This is a genomic window from Sphaerochaeta sp., from assembly GCF_050256055.1.
Classification (GTDB): domain Bacteria; phylum Spirochaetota; class Spirochaetia; order Sphaerochaetales; family Sphaerochaetaceae; genus Sphaerochaeta.
Genome location: NZ_JBFWIJ010000004.1, coordinates 98,103 through 117,370, shown reverse-complemented (window position 1 = coordinate 117,370; position 19,268 = coordinate 98,103). Strand labels below are relative to the sequence as shown.

The 19,268-nt window shown below is 52.1% G+C and carries 15 protein-coding genes; 7 read left to right on the top strand and 8 right to left on the bottom strand.

The window, feature by feature from the left end:
- Window positions 1–33: 33 nt before the first annotated feature.
- The 3 genes from AB7C91_RS02760 (at window position 34) to AB7C91_RS02750 (ending at window position 6,935) form a co-directional block, all read left to right on the top strand.
- A complete protein-coding gene (locus AB7C91_RS02760) occupies window positions 34–3,762 on the top strand; it encodes an InlB B-repeat-containing protein (RefSeq protein ID WP_428589073.1) in 3,729 nt (1,242 codons plus the stop codon).
- An 85-nt stretch (window positions 3,763–3,847) separates the two neighbouring features.
- Window positions 3,848–6,145 (top strand): ATP-binding protein, encoded by a 2,298-nt coding sequence (locus tag AB7C91_RS02755; RefSeq protein WP_332448018.1) that lies wholly within the window; start codon window positions 3,848–3,850, stop codon window positions 6,143–6,145.
- 88 nt (window positions 6,146–6,233) lie between these two features.
- Window positions 6,234–6,935 carry a UMP kinase gene (locus AB7C91_RS02750; RefSeq protein ID WP_428589069.1) on the top strand — a complete coding sequence of 234 codons (702 nt, stop codon included), beginning with the start codon at window positions 6,234–6,236 and terminating at the stop codon, window positions 6,933–6,935.
- Here AB7C91_RS02750 and AB7C91_RS02745 read toward each other — a convergent pair.
- Window positions 6,913–7,887: a radical SAM protein gene (locus AB7C91_RS02745; RefSeq protein WP_428589066.1), complete on the bottom strand. Its 975-nt coding sequence runs from the start codon at window positions 7,885–7,887 to the stop codon at window positions 6,913–6,915. The genes AB7C91_RS02750 and AB7C91_RS02745 overlap by 23 nt on opposite strands.
- A gap of 190 nt (window positions 7,888–8,077) precedes the next feature.
- Here AB7C91_RS02745 and AB7C91_RS02740 point away from each other — a divergent pair, with 190 nt between their 5' ends.
- Window positions 8,078–9,349 carry a patatin-like phospholipase family protein gene (locus AB7C91_RS02740; protein ID WP_332447917.1) on the top strand — a complete coding sequence of 424 codons (1,272 nt, stop codon included), beginning with the start codon at window positions 8,078–8,080 and terminating at the stop codon, window positions 9,347–9,349.
- 35 nt (window positions 9,350–9,384) lie between these two features.
- On the top strand, window positions 9,385–9,756 hold the full coding sequence (locus AB7C91_RS02735) for a hypothetical protein (RefSeq protein ID WP_332447918.1): 372 nt from the start codon (window positions 9,385–9,387) through the stop codon (window positions 9,754–9,756).
- Here the strand turns inward: AB7C91_RS02735 and AB7C91_RS02730 are convergent.
- Complete coding sequence (locus tag AB7C91_RS02730; RefSeq protein WP_332447919.1) at window positions 9,708–10,361, bottom strand: 5'-methylthioadenosine/S-adenosylhomocysteine nucleosidase; 654 nt, start codon at window positions 10,359–10,361, stop codon at window positions 9,708–9,710. The genes AB7C91_RS02735 and AB7C91_RS02730 overlap by 49 nt on opposite strands.
- Entirely contained in the window at window positions 10,351–11,193 is an 843-nt protein-coding gene (locus AB7C91_RS02725; protein WP_332447920.1) for a pyridoxamine kinase, read from the bottom strand. The genes AB7C91_RS02730 and AB7C91_RS02725 overlap by 11 nt, the downstream gene beginning before the upstream one ends.
- Before the next feature lie 65 nt (window positions 11,194–11,258).
- Between AB7C91_RS02725 and AB7C91_RS02720 the strand changes: the two genes are divergently transcribed.
- The gene (locus AB7C91_RS02720) at window positions 11,259–13,160 is read left to right on the top strand and encodes a phosphoglucomutase (RefSeq protein ID WP_428589061.1); all 1,902 of its coding nucleotides are present in this window, start codon (window positions 11,259–11,261) and stop codon (window positions 13,158–13,160) included.
- On the opposite strand, the gene AB7C91_RS02715 is transcribed toward AB7C91_RS02720, so the two are convergent.
- Genes AB7C91_RS02715 through AB7C91_RS02705 form a run of 3 tightly spaced genes read right to left on the bottom strand, consistent with a single transcriptional unit; the run spans window position 13,157 to window position 15,557 of the window.
- Entirely contained in the window at window positions 13,157–13,582 is a 426-nt protein-coding gene (locus tag AB7C91_RS02715; RefSeq protein WP_332447923.1) for a very short patch repair endonuclease, read from the bottom strand. The two genes, AB7C91_RS02720 and AB7C91_RS02715, sit on opposite strands and share 4 nt — an antisense overlap.
- Window positions 13,583–13,593: 11 nt before the next feature.
- Window positions 13,594–14,901, bottom strand: coding sequence for a hexokinase family protein (locus AB7C91_RS02710; RefSeq protein WP_428589058.1), 1,308 nt, complete (start codon window positions 14,899–14,901; stop codon window positions 13,594–13,596).
- A gap of 32 nt (window positions 14,902–14,933) precedes the next feature.
- A complete protein-coding gene (locus tag AB7C91_RS02705) occupies window positions 14,934–15,557 on the bottom strand; it encodes a hypothetical protein (protein ID WP_332447925.1) in 624 nt (207 codons plus the stop codon).
- 91 nt (window positions 15,558–15,648) lie between these two features.
- Between AB7C91_RS02705 and sbcB the strand changes: the two genes are divergently transcribed.
- Window positions 15,649–17,064, top strand: a complete 1,416-nt coding sequence (sbcB, locus tag AB7C91_RS02700) for an exodeoxyribonuclease I (protein ID WP_332447927.1) — start codon at window positions 15,649–15,651, stop codon at window positions 17,062–17,064.
- On the opposite strand, the gene AB7C91_RS02695 is transcribed toward sbcB, so the two are convergent.
- Window positions 17,061–18,245, bottom strand: a complete 1,185-nt coding sequence (locus AB7C91_RS02695) for a glycine C-acetyltransferase (RefSeq protein ID WP_332447928.1) — start codon at window positions 18,243–18,245, stop codon at window positions 17,061–17,063. The genes sbcB and AB7C91_RS02695 overlap by 4 nt on opposite strands.
- Complete coding sequence (locus AB7C91_RS02690; protein WP_332447929.1) at window positions 18,242–19,192, bottom strand: NAD-dependent epimerase/dehydratase family protein; 951 nt, start codon at window positions 19,190–19,192, stop codon at window positions 18,242–18,244. Before AB7C91_RS02690 ends, AB7C91_RS02695 begins: the two co-directional genes overlap by 4 nt.
- Window positions 19,193–19,268: the final 76 nt, after the last annotated feature.

The window sequence follows — 19,268 nt, the reverse complement described above, 5'->3', positions numbered from 1 at the left end:
ACCTCAACCGACGGGGAAAAGGAGTTCCAATTCATGCAGAAGAGACAAGCATTCTCCATCCTGCTTGTAATCGTTTCCTTGGTTTTTCTGACCAATTGCCAAGACCAACCTCCTTACCGCTACACCATTACGTATGTCGTATCCGGGGGAACGAACAATCCAGCCAATCCTTCGTCCTATCAGACGGACGACGAAACCATCACGCTCGCCGACGCTTCAAGACAAGGGTATACCTTTGCCGGTTGGTATTCCACGGATGAGTATACCGAACCTGCAGTTAGTCAGATACCAACAGGCTCTCTCGGGAATATCACGCTTTATGCAAAATGGATCGCCAATACCTATCTGGTGAGTTTTCTCAGCCATGGTGCGACACCCGATCCAGAACCTTTGCAAGTAACCTTCGATGCAGCGTACGGTAGCTTGCCGGAAGTTGCCTTCACCGAGACCGGGTATACCTTCGGCGGCTGGTTTACCGCCGAGGGAGGGAATGGGACAAGCATCACCAATGAAAAACTGGTGCTCACTGCATCAGATCATACACTGCATGCCTATAAGCAGCCGCTGTCCTATACCATTTCCTATCAGATGCAAGGAGGGACGAATCATCCGTCCAACCAGGAACACTACACCATTGAGACGCAAACATGTATCCTCTCTGATCCTTCCCGAAACGGCTATACATTCCAAGGGTGGTATGCAGATGCACTATTTACCGAACCGGCGATCGTACAAATAGAACAAGGCTCGACGGGCGATAGAACACTGTATGCAAAGTGGCAGATCCTCACCTATACGCTTTCCTACTCTCTCAATGGAGGGACGAATCATCCGGACAATGGGACAGCCTACAATGTTGAGGACACCATCAATCTCAAGAATGCTACAAAAAATGCCTATGATTTTCTCGGTTGGTATGAAAATGACGCGGGAAGCGGGGATCCTCTGCTCGTCCTGCAACCAGGCACAACCGGTAACAAGACTCTGTACGCTCTGTGGGCACCCACTTCCTATGCGATCACCTACCAACTCAATGGAGGCGTAAATACCAATGCCAACCCTTCCTATTATTGCATAGAGGATGATGCCATCACGCTCGCTGATCCAGGCAAAACCGGATATACCTTCATCTCTTGGTTCGACAATGCACAGTTCTCAGGCAGTCCGGTAACCGCAATTCCGGCAGGATCTCAGGGAGATCGTGTCGTGTATGCGTCATGGACACCGAACGTATATTCGGTCACATATCATCTTAATGGGGGAACAAATGCAGGAACAAACCCGACAACCTATACCATTGAGAGTGAGACAATCACCCTCAGCAGTCCAAGCAAGGAAAATTATACCTTCAATGGTTGGTATCCTACCGGTGAGTATTCAGGTTCCCCGATCACCCAAATTCCCCATGGGACAACAGAGGACAGGGTTTTGTATGCAAATTGGTCGCCGACGGCCTATCTGATCACGTATGTACTGAATGGAGGAACGAATGCTGCGGGAAATCCGCAAACCTATACCATCGAGAGCGATACGATCAACCTGGCCGAAGCCCATCGCCCCGGTTACCGTTTCGATGGTTGGTATCCTACCCTTGATTATGCAGGCTCGCCGATCACCCAGATTCCCCACGGATCCACACAAGCGATTACCCTCTCTGCCAAATGGACGGCACACACCTACACGGTTACATTCAATGCGGGTGCAGGAAGTGCTGCTGAGCCACCCACAAAACAAGTCACCTACGATTCCCCCTACGCTGATTTGGCGACTACCTCCCGTTTGGGATACAGTTTTGACGGATGGTATACAGCAATGGAGGGAACCGGGGCCAAGATAGGAACCGGGACCAGCGTAAGCATTGCAGAAAATCATACACTGTATGCAAACTGGATTGCCGATGCCTATATCATTACCTTCGATGCCGGTGCAGGAATGGCGGCGAACCCAGCAACAAAACAAGTCTGGTATGATTCGGCTTACGGCGAACTTTCGAATACTGAGCGCACCGGATATTCTCTTGAGGGCTGGTATACCGGTCCTGACGGTACCGGTACGAACGTTGAAGCATCCACCATCATGCACACCAACAGTGCGCATACACTCTATGCCCATTGGAATGCCAACACCTATACGGTACAGTTCGTCACCGCAGGAGGAAGCCCTGTTTCCGATATCCAGGCAACCTTTGACCAACCCTACGGGGTGCTGCCTGCATCAAGCAGGAATGGATACACCTTCCAAGGGTGGTATACCGGCGAAGGGGGAAGCGGGACCAAGAGAGAAGCGGAGAGCGTGGTAAGCACAAGCACAGACCACAGTCTGTACGCATATTTCAAGCCGATCACCTATACCATCAGCTATACACTGAACGCAGGAACCAATGATGCGGGCAATCCTGTCAGCTACACCGTCGAGACAACGACAATCACCCTTCAGACTCCTACCAGAACCGGCTACACCTTCGAAGGATGGTATGGCACCTCTGATTTTTCGACTTCGGCGATATCGTACATACTACAAGGATCCACCGGAAATCAGACCGTATACGCCCGATGGAGCCCTACGGTGTACAGCATCACCTATCAGACGGCAGGAGGTGAGAACAACGCTGCCAATCCGCAAAGCTATACCATCGAGGATGATGCCATCACCTTGGCTGATCCCGCAAAGACAGGGTATACATTCCTTGGCTGGTACGCAGATGGGGCGTTCTCGAGTGACCGGATCACAAGCATTCCCAAAGGCTCGATAGACAACAGGATACTCTGGGCGAAGTGGACGCCGATCATCTATACGATCGGCTATGAACTGAATGCAGGAACGAATGATGCGGCTAATCCAGTCAGCTACACCGTCGAAGACCGTGTTGTTTTGGCTGATCCAACTCGTAATTATTACGATTTCCTTGGATGGTATGAGAACGACGGGTTCACCATCGGTCCAATCTCCACACTCGTAGAAGGTACCATTGGCAACAAAACGCTCCATGCAAAATGGAAACCTACCGAGTATCCCATTACCTATCATCTGGACGGAGGCACGAATGCCAGCGAAAATCCATCCAGCTACCATATTGAAAGTGCGACTATTACCTTCGCTGACCCAACCAAACCCAACTATTACTTTGCAGGATGGTTTACCGAGAGCAGTCTAGCCACGATGCAACTGAGCATCGAAGGCGGGTCACATGCACCGGTTACCGTGTATGCAAAATGGAAGCCGCTGTATCAGATCGGTGATGCAATCACCCAATATCCGGGAGGCGTCGTCTTCTACGATATGGTGGATTACGACTACCGCGTCGATTCCTGGCGATATCTGGCGGCCATCACGCAAATGGAATTGGGAACGTTCCCTTGGATCGCCTATGATTCGACCTACGATACGGATGCGTGGACGGGAATTGAGAATTTCCGACTTGTCGGGGGCACATCCCCGGCAATCGGAACCGGACTGGAAAATTCCCAAGCCATCCTTACGAAAGCCGCGTACCGCAATTCCGCCGCCAATGCCTGTGCCTCCTTCCAGGGCGACGGCAATATCGGGTCCTGGCACCTGCCTTCCCAGGAAGAACTCTATCAAGTGTATCGCAACCTGTACCTCGATTCCCGGTTCGAAACTCCATACCATCCTGAGCATTATTGGACTTCAACCGAATCCGGTCTGGATCAGGCCTACTGCCTAGATTTTGCAACGGGGAATCCACAGGAAATCGGTTCGCTCTCCAATACATACAAAGTCATACCGATCAGGAGGTTATAACAGAATACAGGCAGCGTTTCAGTCTTGATTACTCCCCTCATTCGGATATACTGAGGATACGCTAGAACCGAAGGAGGGGCTGTGTATGTCCTGCTTCCACTCCGGTACGGGTAGGTATTTGAAGATGCCTTGGTTTGTATTCATGCTTATGATACCCGCAAACCTGGAAGCGTCAGCATTGGTCGTCCCAAAATACAGCTCGATAGGATTGCCACTCATCATCGGGCTGCTTGCACTCGGTGTCCTGTTGGGATTGCTTGCCTATACCATCTTTCTGGCGTTCTCTACCAAGGAACCAATGTTCATCTACTTCTCAGTCATCATGGTCCTCTTGGCCGTCTTGCAAACCTTTGCCGCCTTCGACCGTTTTCTTTTCAGTCTCACCTACAACAGGGTTACGATCATCACCCATCTGCTGTTCATCACCTTCCTGCTTTTTTTCGAAACCTTTTTCACCCTTTCCGTCCATGCGCCGCTCCTTTCACGTATCAACCGCATTTCCATTCTGGTCATTGCTGCATATACCGTCTTCTTCCTCCTGGCAAAAGCGTTGATGCCGAATGCCCGGGAATTCCATGCACTGCTTGATTTCATCCGGGAACTTTTTGTGTTCTCTACGAATATCATCTTTCTGTACACGATCATCCGGGCGATCAAATGGATGCCAACCGAAGCAACACTTCTTTTGGTGGCTTTCATTCCACCCGCCGTTCTGACGTCCGTGAATGCTTTGAACATATTTACCTTCATGCATCGATATGAAACCATGGTCACCTTCCTCATGACCTACAATCAGCCGATCGGTTTGTCATTGCAGGCAATCCTGTTTTCCTTGGCCATGGGAAACCGTTACAACCAAATGAAACTCGAACGACAGGAAGCTGCTCGGGAAAGCGAACAGCTGCGGTTGCTCGATCAACGGAAAACCGAGTTCTTCATGGACATGAATCATGAATTGCGTACGCCTTTGACCATTATCCTTGGCATGACTGATCAACTCAGGCAAGGGAAATTCGGTGACTCCATCCGTGCCAACGACCGAGTCTTCCAAACCATTGAACGAAACGGTCTCCGTTTGTTGAGACAAGTGAATCATCTGCTTCGAATCGGGAAACCCAGCGAGACGGTGGGTACCGACCTGCTTCCGGTTTCGGCCTTGCTGTCTCGGATGATCGATGAATTCAGCCCCATCGCTGCACAGCTCTCCATTGCTTTGAAAATAGAGGCGGATACATCCTCGATTCTTGAGATGGCAGGAGAAGACTTTGAGGCTGTAGTGATGAATCTGCTTGCGAATGCCTTGAAATTCACCAAAGCCGGAGGGTCCATCCATGTCACCTCCCGAATCATCGATGATGGATCTTTGTGTATTTCGGTTGAGGATACAGGAATCGGTATAGAGAAAGCCGACCAAGAGCTGATCTTCCAGCGATATCACGGAATCAGGATGGGCAACCAGATGCAGACGGGGCTCGGCCTCCCCTTGGTCAAATCCATCTTGGAAGGGTACGGGGGTTCCGTGGCTTTGGACAGTACACCCGGTATCGGTTCAACATTTACCCTCACCTTCCCCCATACGATGGTTCAAAGAACAACCAATCTGCCACAAAGCGAGCATCCCCTGCAGAACAGCAAATTGTACACCACGCAATTCGCTGAACCAGGGAATGAAGAACTTCCTTGCTCGGATACCTCCTCAAAACCTACCATTTTGGTGGTGGAAGACAACTTGGACATGTGCTCCTTCATTTGCGCTGCAATCAAGGACGAATACCGGGGTATAGTTGCCCATTCGGGAACGGAAGGCCTGGCATTGCTCGACACTGAATCGGTGCAACTGATCATCAGCGACATCATGATGCCCCATATGGACGGGCATGCTTTTCTCTCCTCCATCAAAAAGCGTGGGCGGCTCATCCCATTCATCTTTCTGACCGCACGGGATTCCTTGGAGGAGAAGATCAAAAGCCTAGAGGAAGGAGCGTTGCATTATCTTACCAAACCATTCAGTGCACACGTACTGCTTGCGACCATCAAAACAACCTTGGAGCATGACCGAGTCCTAACCGAAACCCACGTAGAACAGATGCAACATGGTTTCGATCTGCTTGTGCATGAACTTGAGCAGCCTGCGAAATCCGTTGATACGGTGCTGTATTCTTCCAAATTGGAACAACTTGCCAAGGAATGTTCCCTCTCTGCAAGAGAACGGGAAATCGTGTTCCTTCTGGGAGAAGGAAAGAGTGACAAGGAGATTGCCGAACGGCTCAACCTATCGGTGAAAACCATAGCGAACCACAACCAAAAGATCTATCAGAAAATCGGGGTCAACAGTCGATTCGAATTGTTTGCAAAGCTGTTCCGATGCAGGGAAACCCCATGAGTGTTTCGTAGCGGCTCTTTATGCAATCTTGGTGTTTCATGATTGAGGGCAACGACAGAATCTGCTACGATGACCGACGGAGGATTTCATGAATAAGTTGGCAGTTATTTCACTCGGTGGTTCCATCATTGCTCCGAAGGAAGTCGATTCGGCTTTCCTCAAGCAACTCGGACACGAACTCAGAATATATTTACAGGAAGACAAAAGCCGCAAACTCATCTTGGTGTGTGGAGGCGGATATCCCGCACGACTATATCAGGAAGCGATGCGCGCCATCGATCCCAGTATGGACAGCGAAGAGCTCGATTGGCTGGGTATCCGCGCAACACACCTCAACGGACAGCTGGTCAAGGCGATGTTCAGCGATCTTTGTACCGACAACCTGATCACCGACCCCACCGGGCACATCAATTTTCAAGGGCAGGTGCTGGTAGCGGCAGGATGGAAGCCCGGATTCTCTACGGACAATGATGCAGTCATCCTTGCCGAGCGATTCGAAGGCAAGTTGATCATCAACCTCAGCAACATCGCCAAAGTCTACACCGATGACCCGAAGAAGAATCCCGATGCCCAGCCATTGGACAGCATTTCCTGGGAAGCGTACCGAACCATGGTCGGGGATACCTGGACCCCTGGCAAGAACACACCCTTCGACCCGATCGCCAGTGGGCGTGCGGAGAAGATGGGCATGTATGTTGTCTGTGCCGATGGAAGGAACATCCCCAATACGATGGATATTCTTTATGGTCGTTCGTTCGTCGGGACGGTCATCGGTTCCGAGAACGCATAATCTGCTGGAATAGGGGAAGAGGAACCGCAAAATCCTCGGGAAACGGATTCTCCTGGGTAAAATCAGGTATCCAGGAGACGTTTTCCCCTAATTCCTGGACAAACCCATCCTCGATATCCAAATCCTCCAAAGTCTGAAGCAATAGGTCGTACTCGTATTGGGTAATCGGAGGAAACAGCACATTCTGTTTCGGTGGTTCAAACTGGACCATCAACGATAGGTAGGCATGCTCTTTCAAGGTTCCGGCGAAATAACGGAGCACTTCGAGACTTGCTTTCAAGGAATTCGGGAATACCAGATGACGTACCAGCAGTCCCTTGAGGTTTCCCTTCGCATCCTCATAGGTCCGAGGATGTCGATCTACCAAAAAATCCATGACTGCTTGAATTTTCTTGGCATATAAGGTCTGTGCACAGAATTCGGCACTTACCTGCAAGTCCAGGGTCTTAACGTCAACCAGGTAGAGGTCAACATATGGATCGATCAAGGAAAGGCCCTCTGGTGATTCAAAACCGGAACTGTTCCAAACAACATCCAACACCAAATCTTGTTCCCGGGCAATATGCAACGCTGCAATGATGGAAGGTATGAAATGCGTACCGGTAACCAGGTTCAGGTTCGTCGCCCCCATCTCCTGTAAACCGAGCATGATGCGTACAAGCTCATCAATGTGCAGTTCAATCCCAACTGCATCACTTCCCGTCTCGCTCTTTCCTGAAATCTGATGGTTCTGACAATACGCGCAATGCAAGGGGCATCCACTGAAAAAAATCATCCCCGAGCCATGCGTTCCGCTTACCGGAGGCTCCTCTCCTTTATGCAAACCAGCCCAGGCTACCCGAACAGTGGCATTTTCCCCGCAAATACCCCGCTTTCCGCTCAGACGGTCCACGTGGCAGTAATTGGGGCAAAGCCGGCAGGAGGTATACGCTTGCAACAATTGTTCATCCATCCTTCAACTCCTGATTGTAAGTCTATCCAAAAGTGGGTGCTTCGCATAGAGTCGAAGGAGCAGAGAATCATAGTAATCATATATATCGTTCTTAATTAGGAATAGTATGCATGGTAATAATGTATACCTGAAAACAACCGTATTACTTGGGATGCTTGACCCGCAAGGCCAAATTCATCACTCTTATCATATGCTTGAGCGTACCTTGCTGCATCGACCATCCGCATCCGCTTCATCTGAAGAACGATACATCCTCTCCATAGACGGAGGAGGGATGCGTGGCATTGTACCTGCAGTATTGCTTGCAAAACTAAGCGCTCTTCTGGAGGAATTGGGGGATAACCGCCCCCTGTACTCCCATTTCGACTTGATCGCAGGGACATCCACCGGAGGCCTTCTGGCACTTGCACTCTCGACACCGGTTGAACGAACCGGCCTCGAAGTCGACAGCAGATATGTCAGCTATATTTATGAGGAGCAGGAACAGACATTCTGGCAGAAAGTCCTGAGACGGCCCAAACAGGAAACACTGAAGGGAACCCTCCCGTTCGGTGTACTCGTCAATTCCTTGGAAAGCCTCTATCTTCAGCATGGCCGCCAGATTTTTCCCAAGAACCAAGGAAGGATCTTCAGTCAGATTTTCATCGACAAATATGATGCTGAACCGTTGGAACGGTTTTTGAAACAGACATTTTCCGACGTCCCCTTGTCAGAGGCGATCGTCCCCACCCTGGTCACCACCTATGATGCGGCAAACGGACGGCCATTCATCCTCAGTTCATCTGACAGCCATGCATTCCTGTTCTGGGAGGCTGCACGGGCAACCAGTGCCGCACCCACCTTCTTCAAACCCGCCTACCTCTATGACCGACAGGAACAGATCATGCAGACACTCGTCGACGGCGGGGTGGTTGCCAACAACCCGACCCTCTATGCATATACCGAAGCAAAACGTCTGTATCCGGATGCAAAGAAATTCCACATCCTCTCACTCTCGACCGCCAGCAGCGACTTCACCTTCAAGGTCAGCGGGGCGGGTACCGGGGTCATCGGCTGGATCGACCCGGCCAAAGGCGCACCCATCCAAAAAATCTATGCCACCGCCCAGATGCAGGTGGTCGACCACATAGCCCGGAGCATCCCCGATCTCTCGTATACCAGGATCCATGGACAGCTCGGCGATGAGTACAAACTCGATGAAACCAGCAACCTTGCCCTTTCGGCCATGCGAGAAGGCGCCCAGCGCATCTACCATGCCAATGAGGAGACCCTTACCGAATTTGCCCGCCTCTTGAGTAGGCGAAACCGGTTTGACCAACTAACCTTGGGGGCAAAGGAAGTGGTCCTTCCCAGTCAGAAGCAGGATCCAATCCCGCTTCCTCCGAGCGACAACCCCGCTCTTTCCAGTTATTACAATTTCCTGGACCGTTATCAGATCGACGAGGGGGACAGCCTGAAGTGAGCTCTCATCCCAAACAAGTCGAGCTGGAACATAAGATGCGTCTTCTTTGCGATGACCTTGACCGCTATCTGGAGGATTCCTTCGGCATGCGCTATCCGTTGCATCCCAACCGTCTGGCCAGGGGGAAGGCCGCCAGCAACGCCTACGACGGACTCTTTTCCACCGGTACCCAATTCACCCTCGGCTACGGCAGTGAATACGGTCGAGGGTACATCGTATCGGTGGAGATCAGGACACTCTCGCCGGTGAAGGAGGAGGATCGAAAACAGATTGAGGAAGCTGCCATGCAGTATCTGCAGACAATCATCCCCATCTATCTCGGGGAGCGGGAAATTTCCTTGCAGAAGGACGGATCGGTCTATAAATTGGTGGGGGATTTCTCACTGGGGACATCAAGCAACAGCTGAAGTCCGCGTGACAAGGTTTTGGAAGCATTCCTTACAAACTTTGCATAATCCTTCGGGCGGTGCCCCTGCTCGTCATCACTGACAACCCGGATCATGGTCAGGGGAATGCCGTGTGCACGGCATGCCGAAGCAACGGAAAACCCTTCCATGTCCGCACAATCCAATCCAAGAACCGTACGCAGCTCGGGATGCTCCTGTCGATAGGAACGCACCAAGAAACGATCGGCACTCCCGAACACAACCGCTTTGAATGATGGAAGATCGTAGGTTTGCAAGGGCAGTTCCCCGCTCAGAGGCTTCCCTTCAGCATCGTAGGTCTGCCCGATCGCCAAGCCGAAGGGCCGAAGGTCCAGGTCATACTGGATTACCTTCGTGGCAATGACTCCATCCCCGATCGCCAATTCAGGATCCAAAGCTCCGGCATAGCCGAGCAGGACCACCATTCTGGGTCTATATCGCTCCAATGCCTGCATGGTGGAAACGGCACTGCATACCTTTCCGACTCCCACCGTCTCTCCAGCGATCGAGAGCGGGGTGCTTATGTTTGTTAGGACTCCTTCCAATTCTCGGCTACTGGAAGCAAGCACGAGGACATCACATCCCATGACGCATATATCTCTTTGTCAGTTCATCAAGTATCAATGAAGGAGCGATACCGTGCCGTCGTTCGTATCCTGCATCCAGTGTCCGTGCTATGGCAAGGGATGTCAACTGAATCGCAAGGGAAACCGAAGTTTGTAAGGACTGCTTATGAACCAAGCTCCCCAACAACAGACTGGCGAACAAATCTCCGCTGCCCGGATACGAAACAGGAATCGAGGCATAGGGAACAAGAGAGGAAACGCCGGCATCATGCACGGCCACCGCTTTGGTCGATCCAAGGTCGACGCTGGTGATCACCACGCTGGCTCCGGTTTCTTCACCGAGGCGGCCTGCCCATTCCAAGGCAGTCCTCTCATCGAAGACAGGGCGCATCGGCTGATCGAGCAGCAAGGCAGCCTCGGTGGTATTGGGGGTGATGACATCGGCAAGCTTCACCAAAGAGCGCATCGCCTTCACCTGTTGCATGGTGATCGGGCCATAGAGCATTTGATCATCCCCCAGGACCGGATCGACCAGAACCAGAGGATCGGTATGTTCACGCTGTTGCCGTATGAACCGTTCGACCACCGAAACCTGGGTTGCACTCCCCAGAAATCCCGAATAGACGGCATCGAAGGAAAGGGAGAGCTGTTCCCATGCAGAAAGTACGGCCTCAAGGTCGTCGGTCGCATCGCGAAAATGGTAGGATGTAAATCCATCGGTCTGGCTGGAGAGCAATGCGGTGGGAAGCGGAGAACACTCCACCCCCTGTGCTTCCAAAACGGGGAGCACCACCGTCAGAGAACTCTTTGCATAACAGCATAGATCATGGATTGCGGCACAATTGGGTAGCATAGATTCACACTATCGTACATCTGCAAACATGGCAATATATGATATACTCGCTCCATGGAGGTCTTATGCTCATCTACGACACCCGTTTCCACCTTCCTATTGCCGATGACCAACTGCAGTGCCTTGCCTTCACGCCGCCGAGCAGGCAGACTTTGCACGCAGCCCTGGATTCCATGATTCTCTCTTCTTCCGGTTGGCGGAAGGTTTTCGCCAAAAGCGGGGATGAGGAAGATGCCACCTACGAAATACAGGACCAGGATGCCGTGCTAGCCTCGCTTGCAGCCCTCGCTCTCGCACGCCATCTCGGCTTGCCGGCGGCACAGAAACAGGCGGTACAGGTCGGTAGACCTTCCCATACCATGGGTGATGTCACCATCTTGGTCGGCTTGGATGCCCGACCCACGGGACGGATACTTGGAGATATCGTCGTTCGGACACTCCTGTCACTGGGCTGCAAGGTGAGATATCTCTTCATTACCCCTGCCCCACAGATCATGGCTGATTGCAATCTGCATCCCCAAGAGGCCGATGCATTTTTGTACATCTCAGCAAGCCACAATCCGATCGGACACAACGGCTTCAAGTTTGGAAAACAAGGAGGCGTATACAGTGGCGAGGAAGCGGAACAATTAAGCCGGATATTCAGGACCCTGGTCAAGGAAGAGGAAAATGCCGTCTCGTACGTGCAAGCGTGTGTAACCGCTCTGGACCCCAAGGTGTATCGCACCGTTCTGGAAGCGGTGAAAAAAGAACAGGAACAAAGCCTTGACCGCTACGAGACCTTCATCCTGAGTACCGCCGCCAAAAGCGACGACCCCATTGAACACAAACGCTTTATCGCGGGGCTGCAGCAGGAGCACAAGAAGCAGGCGCTGGGCGTGGTCGGGGAACTGAACGGCAGCGCCCGTTCGGTCAGCATAGACCAGAATATCCTCGGACGTTTGGGCGTGAAAACCTATTTCCTGCATGACAGACCGGGCGATGTGGTGCATGCCATCGTTCCGGAGGGGGAAAATCTTTCATTGTGCCGAGATACACTTTCAGCCCTCTACCAGAAAGATGCAGCCTTCCGCCTGGGATATGTTCCCGACAATGATGGTGATCGGGGAAATCTGGTGTATATCGAGGAGAAAACCGGTACGGCCCATATTCTTGAGGCACAGAATGTGTTTGCCCTGGTGGTGCTTGCCGAACTCTCCCAAACCCGTCTGAAATATCCGAAGGCATTGCTTGCCACCGTAGTGAACGGCCCTACATCCCGCAGAATAGAGCAGATTGCACAGGCGTTCGATGCCGAGGTCTTCCGTTGCGAGGTCGGGGAGGCGAATGTCGTTCAGCTTGCCCAGCAAAAACGGGAGGAAGGGTATCTTGTCCCAATTCTGGGAGAAGGCTCAAACGGAGGGAACATCACATTTCCTGCAAAAGTCAGGGATCCATTGAACACGTTGCTGAGCCTGATCAAGCTGCTGCGGAACCGTGAAATTCCCAAGCTCTGGTTCCGTTCGAACGGCTTGGATGTTCCCCATCCCATCAGCCTGGAGCGAATCATTGAAAGCCTTCCCGTCTATACGACAACAGGAGCCTTCTCCAAGGATGGGAAGATGAACATCCACCAAAGCCACCAGGTTCTGAAGAACCGGTATGAAGTCCTGTTCCTTTCCGATTGGGAATCCAAGAAGGAACAGCTGGCGGCGATGGGCATCCATTCCTATACAATCCTGCAAACCGAAGGGATTGTGTGTACCGAGGGAATGGGAGAAACCTTCCGACATGCTCCCTACAGCGGGGGGTACAGTGTTCTCCTGAAGGACGAGGAGGGACTCATCACCGATGTCATGTGGATGCGCGGCAGCAAGACAGAACCGGTGTTCCGGGTATTGGTCGACTGCAAGACGGATGACCAAAACCGTCATGACTTTTTGTTGGCATGGCATAGGGATCTGATTGCACGATCGGATCTCGCCTAACCGGACTGCCAGATTTCATTGACCAATCCTAAAAGCGTTTGCTCCCGCCTGTCGGCGGGAGACAATTCGCATTCCCACACAACCAGCACCTGATAGCCCATACTCAACAACTGAGCACAAACCCGTTGGTCACGTTCGCGATTCTTCTTAAGCTTTTGTTCCCAGAACGGACGGTTTGTCTTTGGAATAATAAAATGCCTGCAATGCTCGTGTGCATGCCAGAAGCATCCGTTCACAAAAACAACCGTCTTGTATTTCGGCAGGACGATATCGGGCTTGCCGGGAAGACGGTTGTCATTGAGACGATAACGGAACCCTTTGCGGAACAGGTAGGTACGGACCACCCGTTCAGCTTTGGTATCCTTCGCCTTGATGCTTGCCATGATCCTGCTGCGCTGGGCCAGCGAGAAACAATCGGCCATAGGCAAACCTGCTAGACGCTCAGACCCGCGATGGCAGCCCCGAGTGTCGGAGAATCCTCGATGCGTACAAATTTATAGTACCGCTTGCGCTCGTCCTGCAAATAGGTTTGCAGATAATATTCGGTGTACTTCTTCAGGAACTCGGTCTTATAGAACGTGGTCCCGTCGGCATTGATGCAGACCGGGCGACGAGGATCGGTACCGGCTCCACTCTTCAACACGGTCGCAGCAAGATTCGCTGCGGTCAGTTTCCCGGCACGGGCTATCAAAGCCTCGAGAATCATCCACAAAGCGATTGCATCATCCTCATTGCCGGAACAACAGGCAACCAAGGCATATTCCTCGTTGAACGGCATCTCCAGATAATTGCTCATCACCGTCGTGCTCACCGGACCAAGGGCTGCATACCGTTCGGCGAAGGTCTTGCTCAGCAATCCCGTCTCGACGGCCTTCTGGATGACCAGACTGCTCAGCGGTCCGAGATAGGCTCCGCTGATCATCTTTTCCAGATGATAATATGCGGGTTGTTTGGTGGAGTCGAAGAATTCCCGGTCGAGCTTGCTCGGACAATAATCGAAATTTCCCGATTCTATGTTGATGATCTGACTTCTTCCATCGAATAGTCCAAGCTTCCCGATCGCATTGTTCTGTTCCACATAGGCGGTATTCGTTCCGGTTCCCAGGATGAATCCGATATACCCGCTGTAGGGAATGTCGCTGGCTTCACTTTGGCCGGCGAGCAAGGTTGCCACGGTATCGTTGAGGACCGCAACCTTCTTTCTTGAAACATCATGCCCTCGTCGCTCCAGCTCATCCAGAAGGTTTGCTGCAACCGGCTTACCAATGACTTCGGGGGCTTTGATTTCCTTGGAGAAAACCAAAGGGATACCATCGTGATCGGAGGTGATAGCCGCCGCATAGGAAAAGCAAAACCCGATGCGATCGCTCTTGTCGATCAGCCGTTCCACCTCATCGGCGAAAGCGCTGAAAAACTGGGCGGCGCTTACCTCCTGCTTGACCCCAGGCATCGAGACCTTCCGGAAGTCCTCAATCCGAGCCTTCCCTTGCGTGTCGAAGGTAACCAGACAGGTGCGGAAGTTTGTGCCTCCTGCATCCAGGACGATCACCGGCTGTTCGGTAGGCAGGGATCCGATCACCTCGGTGTAGGTGGGAATCATTTTCAATGAACTCTCACGACCTCCCAAGCCGTTTTCCATTTCGCTCAGAAAGGTATCGAGCAACTGATGCATATCAACAGAGTCCGGGTCTATCCCCCAACTCCGTAGAAAGGTTGTGGTCTTCTGGACAATATCGGACATGATTCCTCCTTACCGAAGGGCGAAAGGCCGACCTAGACCTCCCGTCCCTCCCCATTGATTCGCAGTGTAAGCGGTTCTACCGCAAAATATCCGTCTTCGTCTGAGTGTAGCATGAAAGTGCCTTCCACCCGAACAGGGGTACTGACCCGTTTGCCCTGCACCACCACATCGGCAGAGACCGTCACCGAAGGAAAGCGTCCGGTGGTCACGACGGTGGTCATCAGACTTGCAAGACTTACCCCTTCCCCCCACTCGGTAACCGCGGCACCTTTGAGGATGGCTTGTCCCTTCTGCCAGTCATGCACGGTCAAGAATTGGATGGCAACATCGTTGAGCGGTCCTTTGGCAGCTTCCAACAAGGAAGCGAAAAAGGAAAGGTTTGCTTGTTTTGTCTTCTGGAACACTTCCAGGTAGGTGCCGATGTCGGAGTCCTGGAATATCAGGATGGAAGGCAGTGTTTGGTTGGCTTTGAAATGGAGCGAGCTCCCCGGAAGGTCCAAGGCCGGCGAATTGAGGAAAGCAGCAACTGCACAAATGGTTGAATCGGTGATTGCAGCGAGTGCAACGGTCACATCATTGGCTGTCGGGGTTTTGGCACCGACAGGAGCGAGGAGAACAACCAATACCAAAAGTGTGGCGAAACCTTTCTTTTTCATCCTTATCCTTCATTCTAGTTCACTGTTGCAAAGAGAACAACCATAGGCAAGAAAAAAGACAGAAGTGGTCGAATGTGGTACAATCACACCCATGAGTACTCGTGCACCGCAAAACACCATCTTCTGGTATGACCTGGAAACCTTCGGCCTGGACAGCAGGTACGACCGCATCGCCCAATTCGCAGGACAGCGCACCGATCTGGCTCTCAACCCGATCGGAGAGCCGGTCGTCCTCTATTGTCGGCTCAGTGACGATTATCTGCCCGACCCGCTTTCCTGCACCATCACCTCGATCACCCCACAGGAAGTCAACAGCAAGGGAATGTGCGAAAGCGAAATGATCGAGCGCATCAATGCAGAGTTTTCCAAGCCCAATACCGTCGTAGCCGGCTTCAACAACATTCGTTTCGATGATGAATTCATCCGAAACGCCTTGTATCGGAACTTTCTCGATCCCTACAGGAGGGAATGGGAAAACAACTGCAGCCGGTGGGATATCATCGATCTGGTTCGGGCGGCCTACGACCTACGCCCGGAAGGCATCAGCTGGCCGCCACGCAAGGAAGAGACGGGAAATCCCACCTTCCGCCTTACGTCCCTGACACAAGCGAACGATATCGAACAGGTGGGGGCGCATGACGCGCTGGTGGATGTACGGGCTACCATCAACATCGCCCGGTTGATCAAGGAAAAGCAGCCAAAGCTGTACGATTACTATTTTACACTCAGAATAAAAACCCAGGTCAAAAAGGTGGTACAGACCCCCTTCGGGGATCCGGTGCTGTATACCGCTGCATTCTTCAGCAAACAGGAAGGGTGTTCGCGGTTGGTCACCCCGATCACCCATATGAAGAGCAATGCCAATGCAATCATCTGCTTCGATCTTTCCAAGGACACCACCCCGTTGTTGACCGCCACAGCCGAAACACTGATGAAAATCGACGGCGTGTTCACCCTCTCGATCAACAAATGTCCCTTTGTCTCACCTTTGAACGTACTCACCGACCAATTGGCGATCAAACTGGGCTTGGACAAGAAGCTAGCCCTTTTGAGGCATCAGCAATTGCTCGATCATCCTTCGCTGCTGATGATCGCCCGAAATGTACAGGATACCTTCGAAGGCGTGGATGATGTTGATTTCATGCTCTATGACCGGTTTTTCCCGGATGCCGACCAAAAGCGGTTCAATCTGATCCGTCAGGCACAACCGAAGGAGAAATTGTCACTGAATCTCGATTTCGAGGATAACCGCATTCCCACCATGCTGTTTCGGCATGTCGCCCGCAATTGGAGTGAGGCCCTCAATGAGGAACAGAAACGCAAGTGGCGCAGTTTCTGTGCGAACCGCACGTTGAATCCACCGGGAGCCATCAAGATGAACTGGAATTTCTTCAATCGTAAGATTGAAGAAAAAATGGCAAGCACTGAAATCTCCGCCGAGGAGAAACGAGTGCTTGCCGACTTGAAGCAGTATGGGCAGGAATTGGAGAAACGCATCTTTGGTTAGAGAATGCCCATCTCCATCGCTGCCGTCTTGAACGCATCAACCGCAATCTGGATATCTTGCGGCGTATGCGTGGCAGACAGTTGCACCCGGATGCGGGCCTTGCCTTTGGGTACCACCGGAAAACAGAATCCGATGACATAGATTCCCAATTGCAGCAAGCGGTCCGCCAGAGCCACAGCCTTCGGCTCGTCATAGATCATAACCGGGACTATCGCCGTTTCACCGGGAACCAAGTCGAATCCTGCTTCTTCCATGGACTTGCGGAACAGGCGGGCGTTGTACATGGTCTGTTCCTTGTACGGGTTGCCTGCCTCCAGGAGGTCGAGTACCTTCAAGGTACCACCGCAAATCGCCGGAGCAAGCGTATTGGAAAAGAGGTAAGGCCGTGCGCGTTGCCGGTATAGGTCGATCAAAAGCTGTGAGCCGGAAATACAGCCGCCGCTTGCTCCCCCACAAGCTTTTCCGAAGGTTGTGGTGATCAGATCGACTTTCCCCTGCACTCCGCACAACTCCACCGTACCCCGCCCCGTAGGCCCGAGGTAGCCGGTGGCATGGGAATCATCAACCATGACCAAAGCATCGTACTGCTCGGCCAAGGCGCAAATCTCCTTGAGCTTGGCAACATCCCCATCCATGGAGAACACCCCGTCAGTGGCGATGAGCCGGCGTCCGCACCCTTGGCTTTCCTCCAGGCAGTGTTTCAAACTTTCCATGTCGCTGTGCTTGTAGCGCAGACGCTGAGCCTTGCACAACCTGATGCCGTCGATGATCGATGCATGATTCAGTTCATCGCTGATCACCGCATCCGACTCGCCCAGCAGGGGTTCGAACAAAGCGCCGTTGGCGTCAAAGCAGGAAGAGAACAATATGGTGTCATCGGTCTGGAGAAACGAGCTGATCCTGCGCTCCAACTCCTTGTGGATTTCCTGCGTTCCGCAAATGAAACGTACCGATGAGAGTCCATACCCCCACGTATCCATCGCATCCTTGGCTGCCTGGATCACTTGTTGGTTGTCGGAAAGTCCCAGATAGTTGTTTGCACAGAAATTCAGGACCTTTTGCGAGCCCACTTCAATTCGGCTGCTCTGGGGACTGCTCAAAATCCGTTCCCGTTTCAAAAGCCCGGCTCGTTCCTGCTCAGCAAGAAACGCCTGAAGTTGTTCACGTACCTGTTGGTTCATACACCTCTCCTTTGAATGGTTTCAAGCATATCCTTGGTCATCGTGGCAAGATCATACTTCGGTTTCCAATCCCACTCGACCCGGGCTGCATAATCCTCCAGGCTGTCAGGCCAGGAATCGGCAATGGCCTGCTTTACCGGATCGATATCATAACTGATGGTGAAATCAGGAATATGGGTCCTGATGTATGCAGCCTGCTCTTCAGGGCAGAAGCTCATAGCTGCAATATTGAAGGCGTTTCGATGCCTCAGCCGAGCAGGATCTGCTTCCATGATCTGGATGGCAGCCTGTACTGCATCCGGCATGTAGATCATATCCAGATAGGTATCTCCGCTCAAAAAACAAGTATAGTGATGCTGCTTCACCGCTTCATAATAAATCTCCACCGCATAGTCGGTGGTACCACCTCCGGGAGGCGTCAAGTTGCTGATCACCCCGGGAAAGCGAATGCCACGGGTGTCCACATCGTATTTATGATAATAATAATCGCAAAGCAACTCTCCTGCAACCTTGGTGACCCCATAGATGGAGGTAGGCCGCTGGATGGTATCCTGGGGAGTGAATTGCTTGGGGGTGGTCGGTCCGAACGCCCCGATTGAAGACGGGGTGAAGACCGAACAATCATGCCTTCGGGCTACTTCCAGTGAAGTGATCAATCCGCCCATGTTCAGATTCCAGGCTTGCAGAGGGTCCTTCTCCGCCCGTGCCGAGAGAATGGCTGCCAAGTGATAGATGGTGTCGATCTGATGGTCATGTACAATTTTTTCCACTGCATCCCCATCGCGTGCATCGACTTTGTAAAAAGGACCGCCTTCCACCAACGGTCGGTTCACATCATCACGGATGTCGGTCAACACCACGTTGTCCGCACCATAGCGCTTACGTAATTCAAGGGCGATTTCCGAGCCCAGTTGGCCCAATGAACCAATGATCAGGATGTTCTTCATGAATACCTCCAGCGTTGACAAGACACACAACCCAGCTTACAATGGATATGTTCATTATAGTAAACTCATTTCACTA

Excerpts from the sequence above, each read along its gene's own strand:
- AB7C91_RS02760 (WP_428589073.1), top strand. The coding sequence starts at position 34 with ATGCAGAAGAGACAAGCATTCTCCATCCTGCTTGTAATCGTTTCCTTG.
- AB7C91_RS02755 (WP_332448018.1), top strand. The coding sequence starts at position 3,848 with ATGTCCTGCTTCCACTCCGGTACGGGTAGGTATTTGAAGATGCCTTGG.
- AB7C91_RS02750 (WP_428589069.1), top strand. The coding sequence starts at position 6,234 with ATGAATAAGTTGGCAGTTATTTCACTCGGTGGTTCCATCATTGCTCCG.
- AB7C91_RS02745 (WP_428589066.1), bottom strand. The coding sequence starts at position 7,887 with ATGGATGAACAATTGTTGCAAGCGTATACCTCCTGCCGGCTTTGCCCC.
- AB7C91_RS02740 (WP_332447917.1), top strand. The coding sequence starts at position 8,078 with ATGCTTGAGCGTACCTTGCTGCATCGACCATCCGCATCCGCTTCATCT.
- AB7C91_RS02735 (WP_332447918.1), top strand. The coding sequence starts at position 9,385 with ATGCGTCTTCTTTGCGATGACCTTGACCGCTATCTGGAGGATTCCTTC.
- AB7C91_RS02730 (WP_332447919.1), bottom strand. The coding sequence starts at position 10,361 with ATGGGATGTGATGTCCTCGTGCTTGCTTCCAGTAGCCGAGAATTGGAA.
- AB7C91_RS02725 (WP_332447920.1), bottom strand. The coding sequence starts at position 11,193 with ATGCTACCCAATTGTGCCGCAATCCATGATCTATGCTGTTATGCAAAG.
- AB7C91_RS02720 (WP_428589061.1), top strand. The coding sequence starts at position 11,259 with ATGCTCATCTACGACACCCGTTTCCACCTTCCTATTGCCGATGACCAA.
- AB7C91_RS02715 (WP_332447923.1), bottom strand. The coding sequence starts at position 13,582 with ATGGCCGATTGTTTCTCGCTGGCCCAGCGCAGCAGGATCATGGCAAGC.
- AB7C91_RS02710 (WP_428589058.1), bottom strand. The coding sequence starts at position 14,901 with ATGTCCGATATTGTCCAGAAGACCACAACCTTTCTACGGAGTTGGGGG.
- AB7C91_RS02705 (WP_332447925.1), bottom strand. The coding sequence starts at position 15,557 with ATGAAAAAGAAAGGTTTCGCCACACTTTTGGTATTGGTTGTTCTCCTC.
- sbcB (WP_332447927.1), top strand. The coding sequence starts at position 15,649 with ATGAGTACTCGTGCACCGCAAAACACCATCTTCTGGTATGACCTGGAA.
- AB7C91_RS02695 (WP_332447928.1), bottom strand. The coding sequence starts at position 18,245 with ATGAACCAACAGGTACGTGAACAACTTCAGGCGTTTCTTGCTGAGCAG.
- AB7C91_RS02690 (WP_332447929.1), bottom strand. The coding sequence starts at position 19,192 with ATGAAGAACATCCTGATCATTGGTTCATTGGGCCAACTGGGCTCGGAA.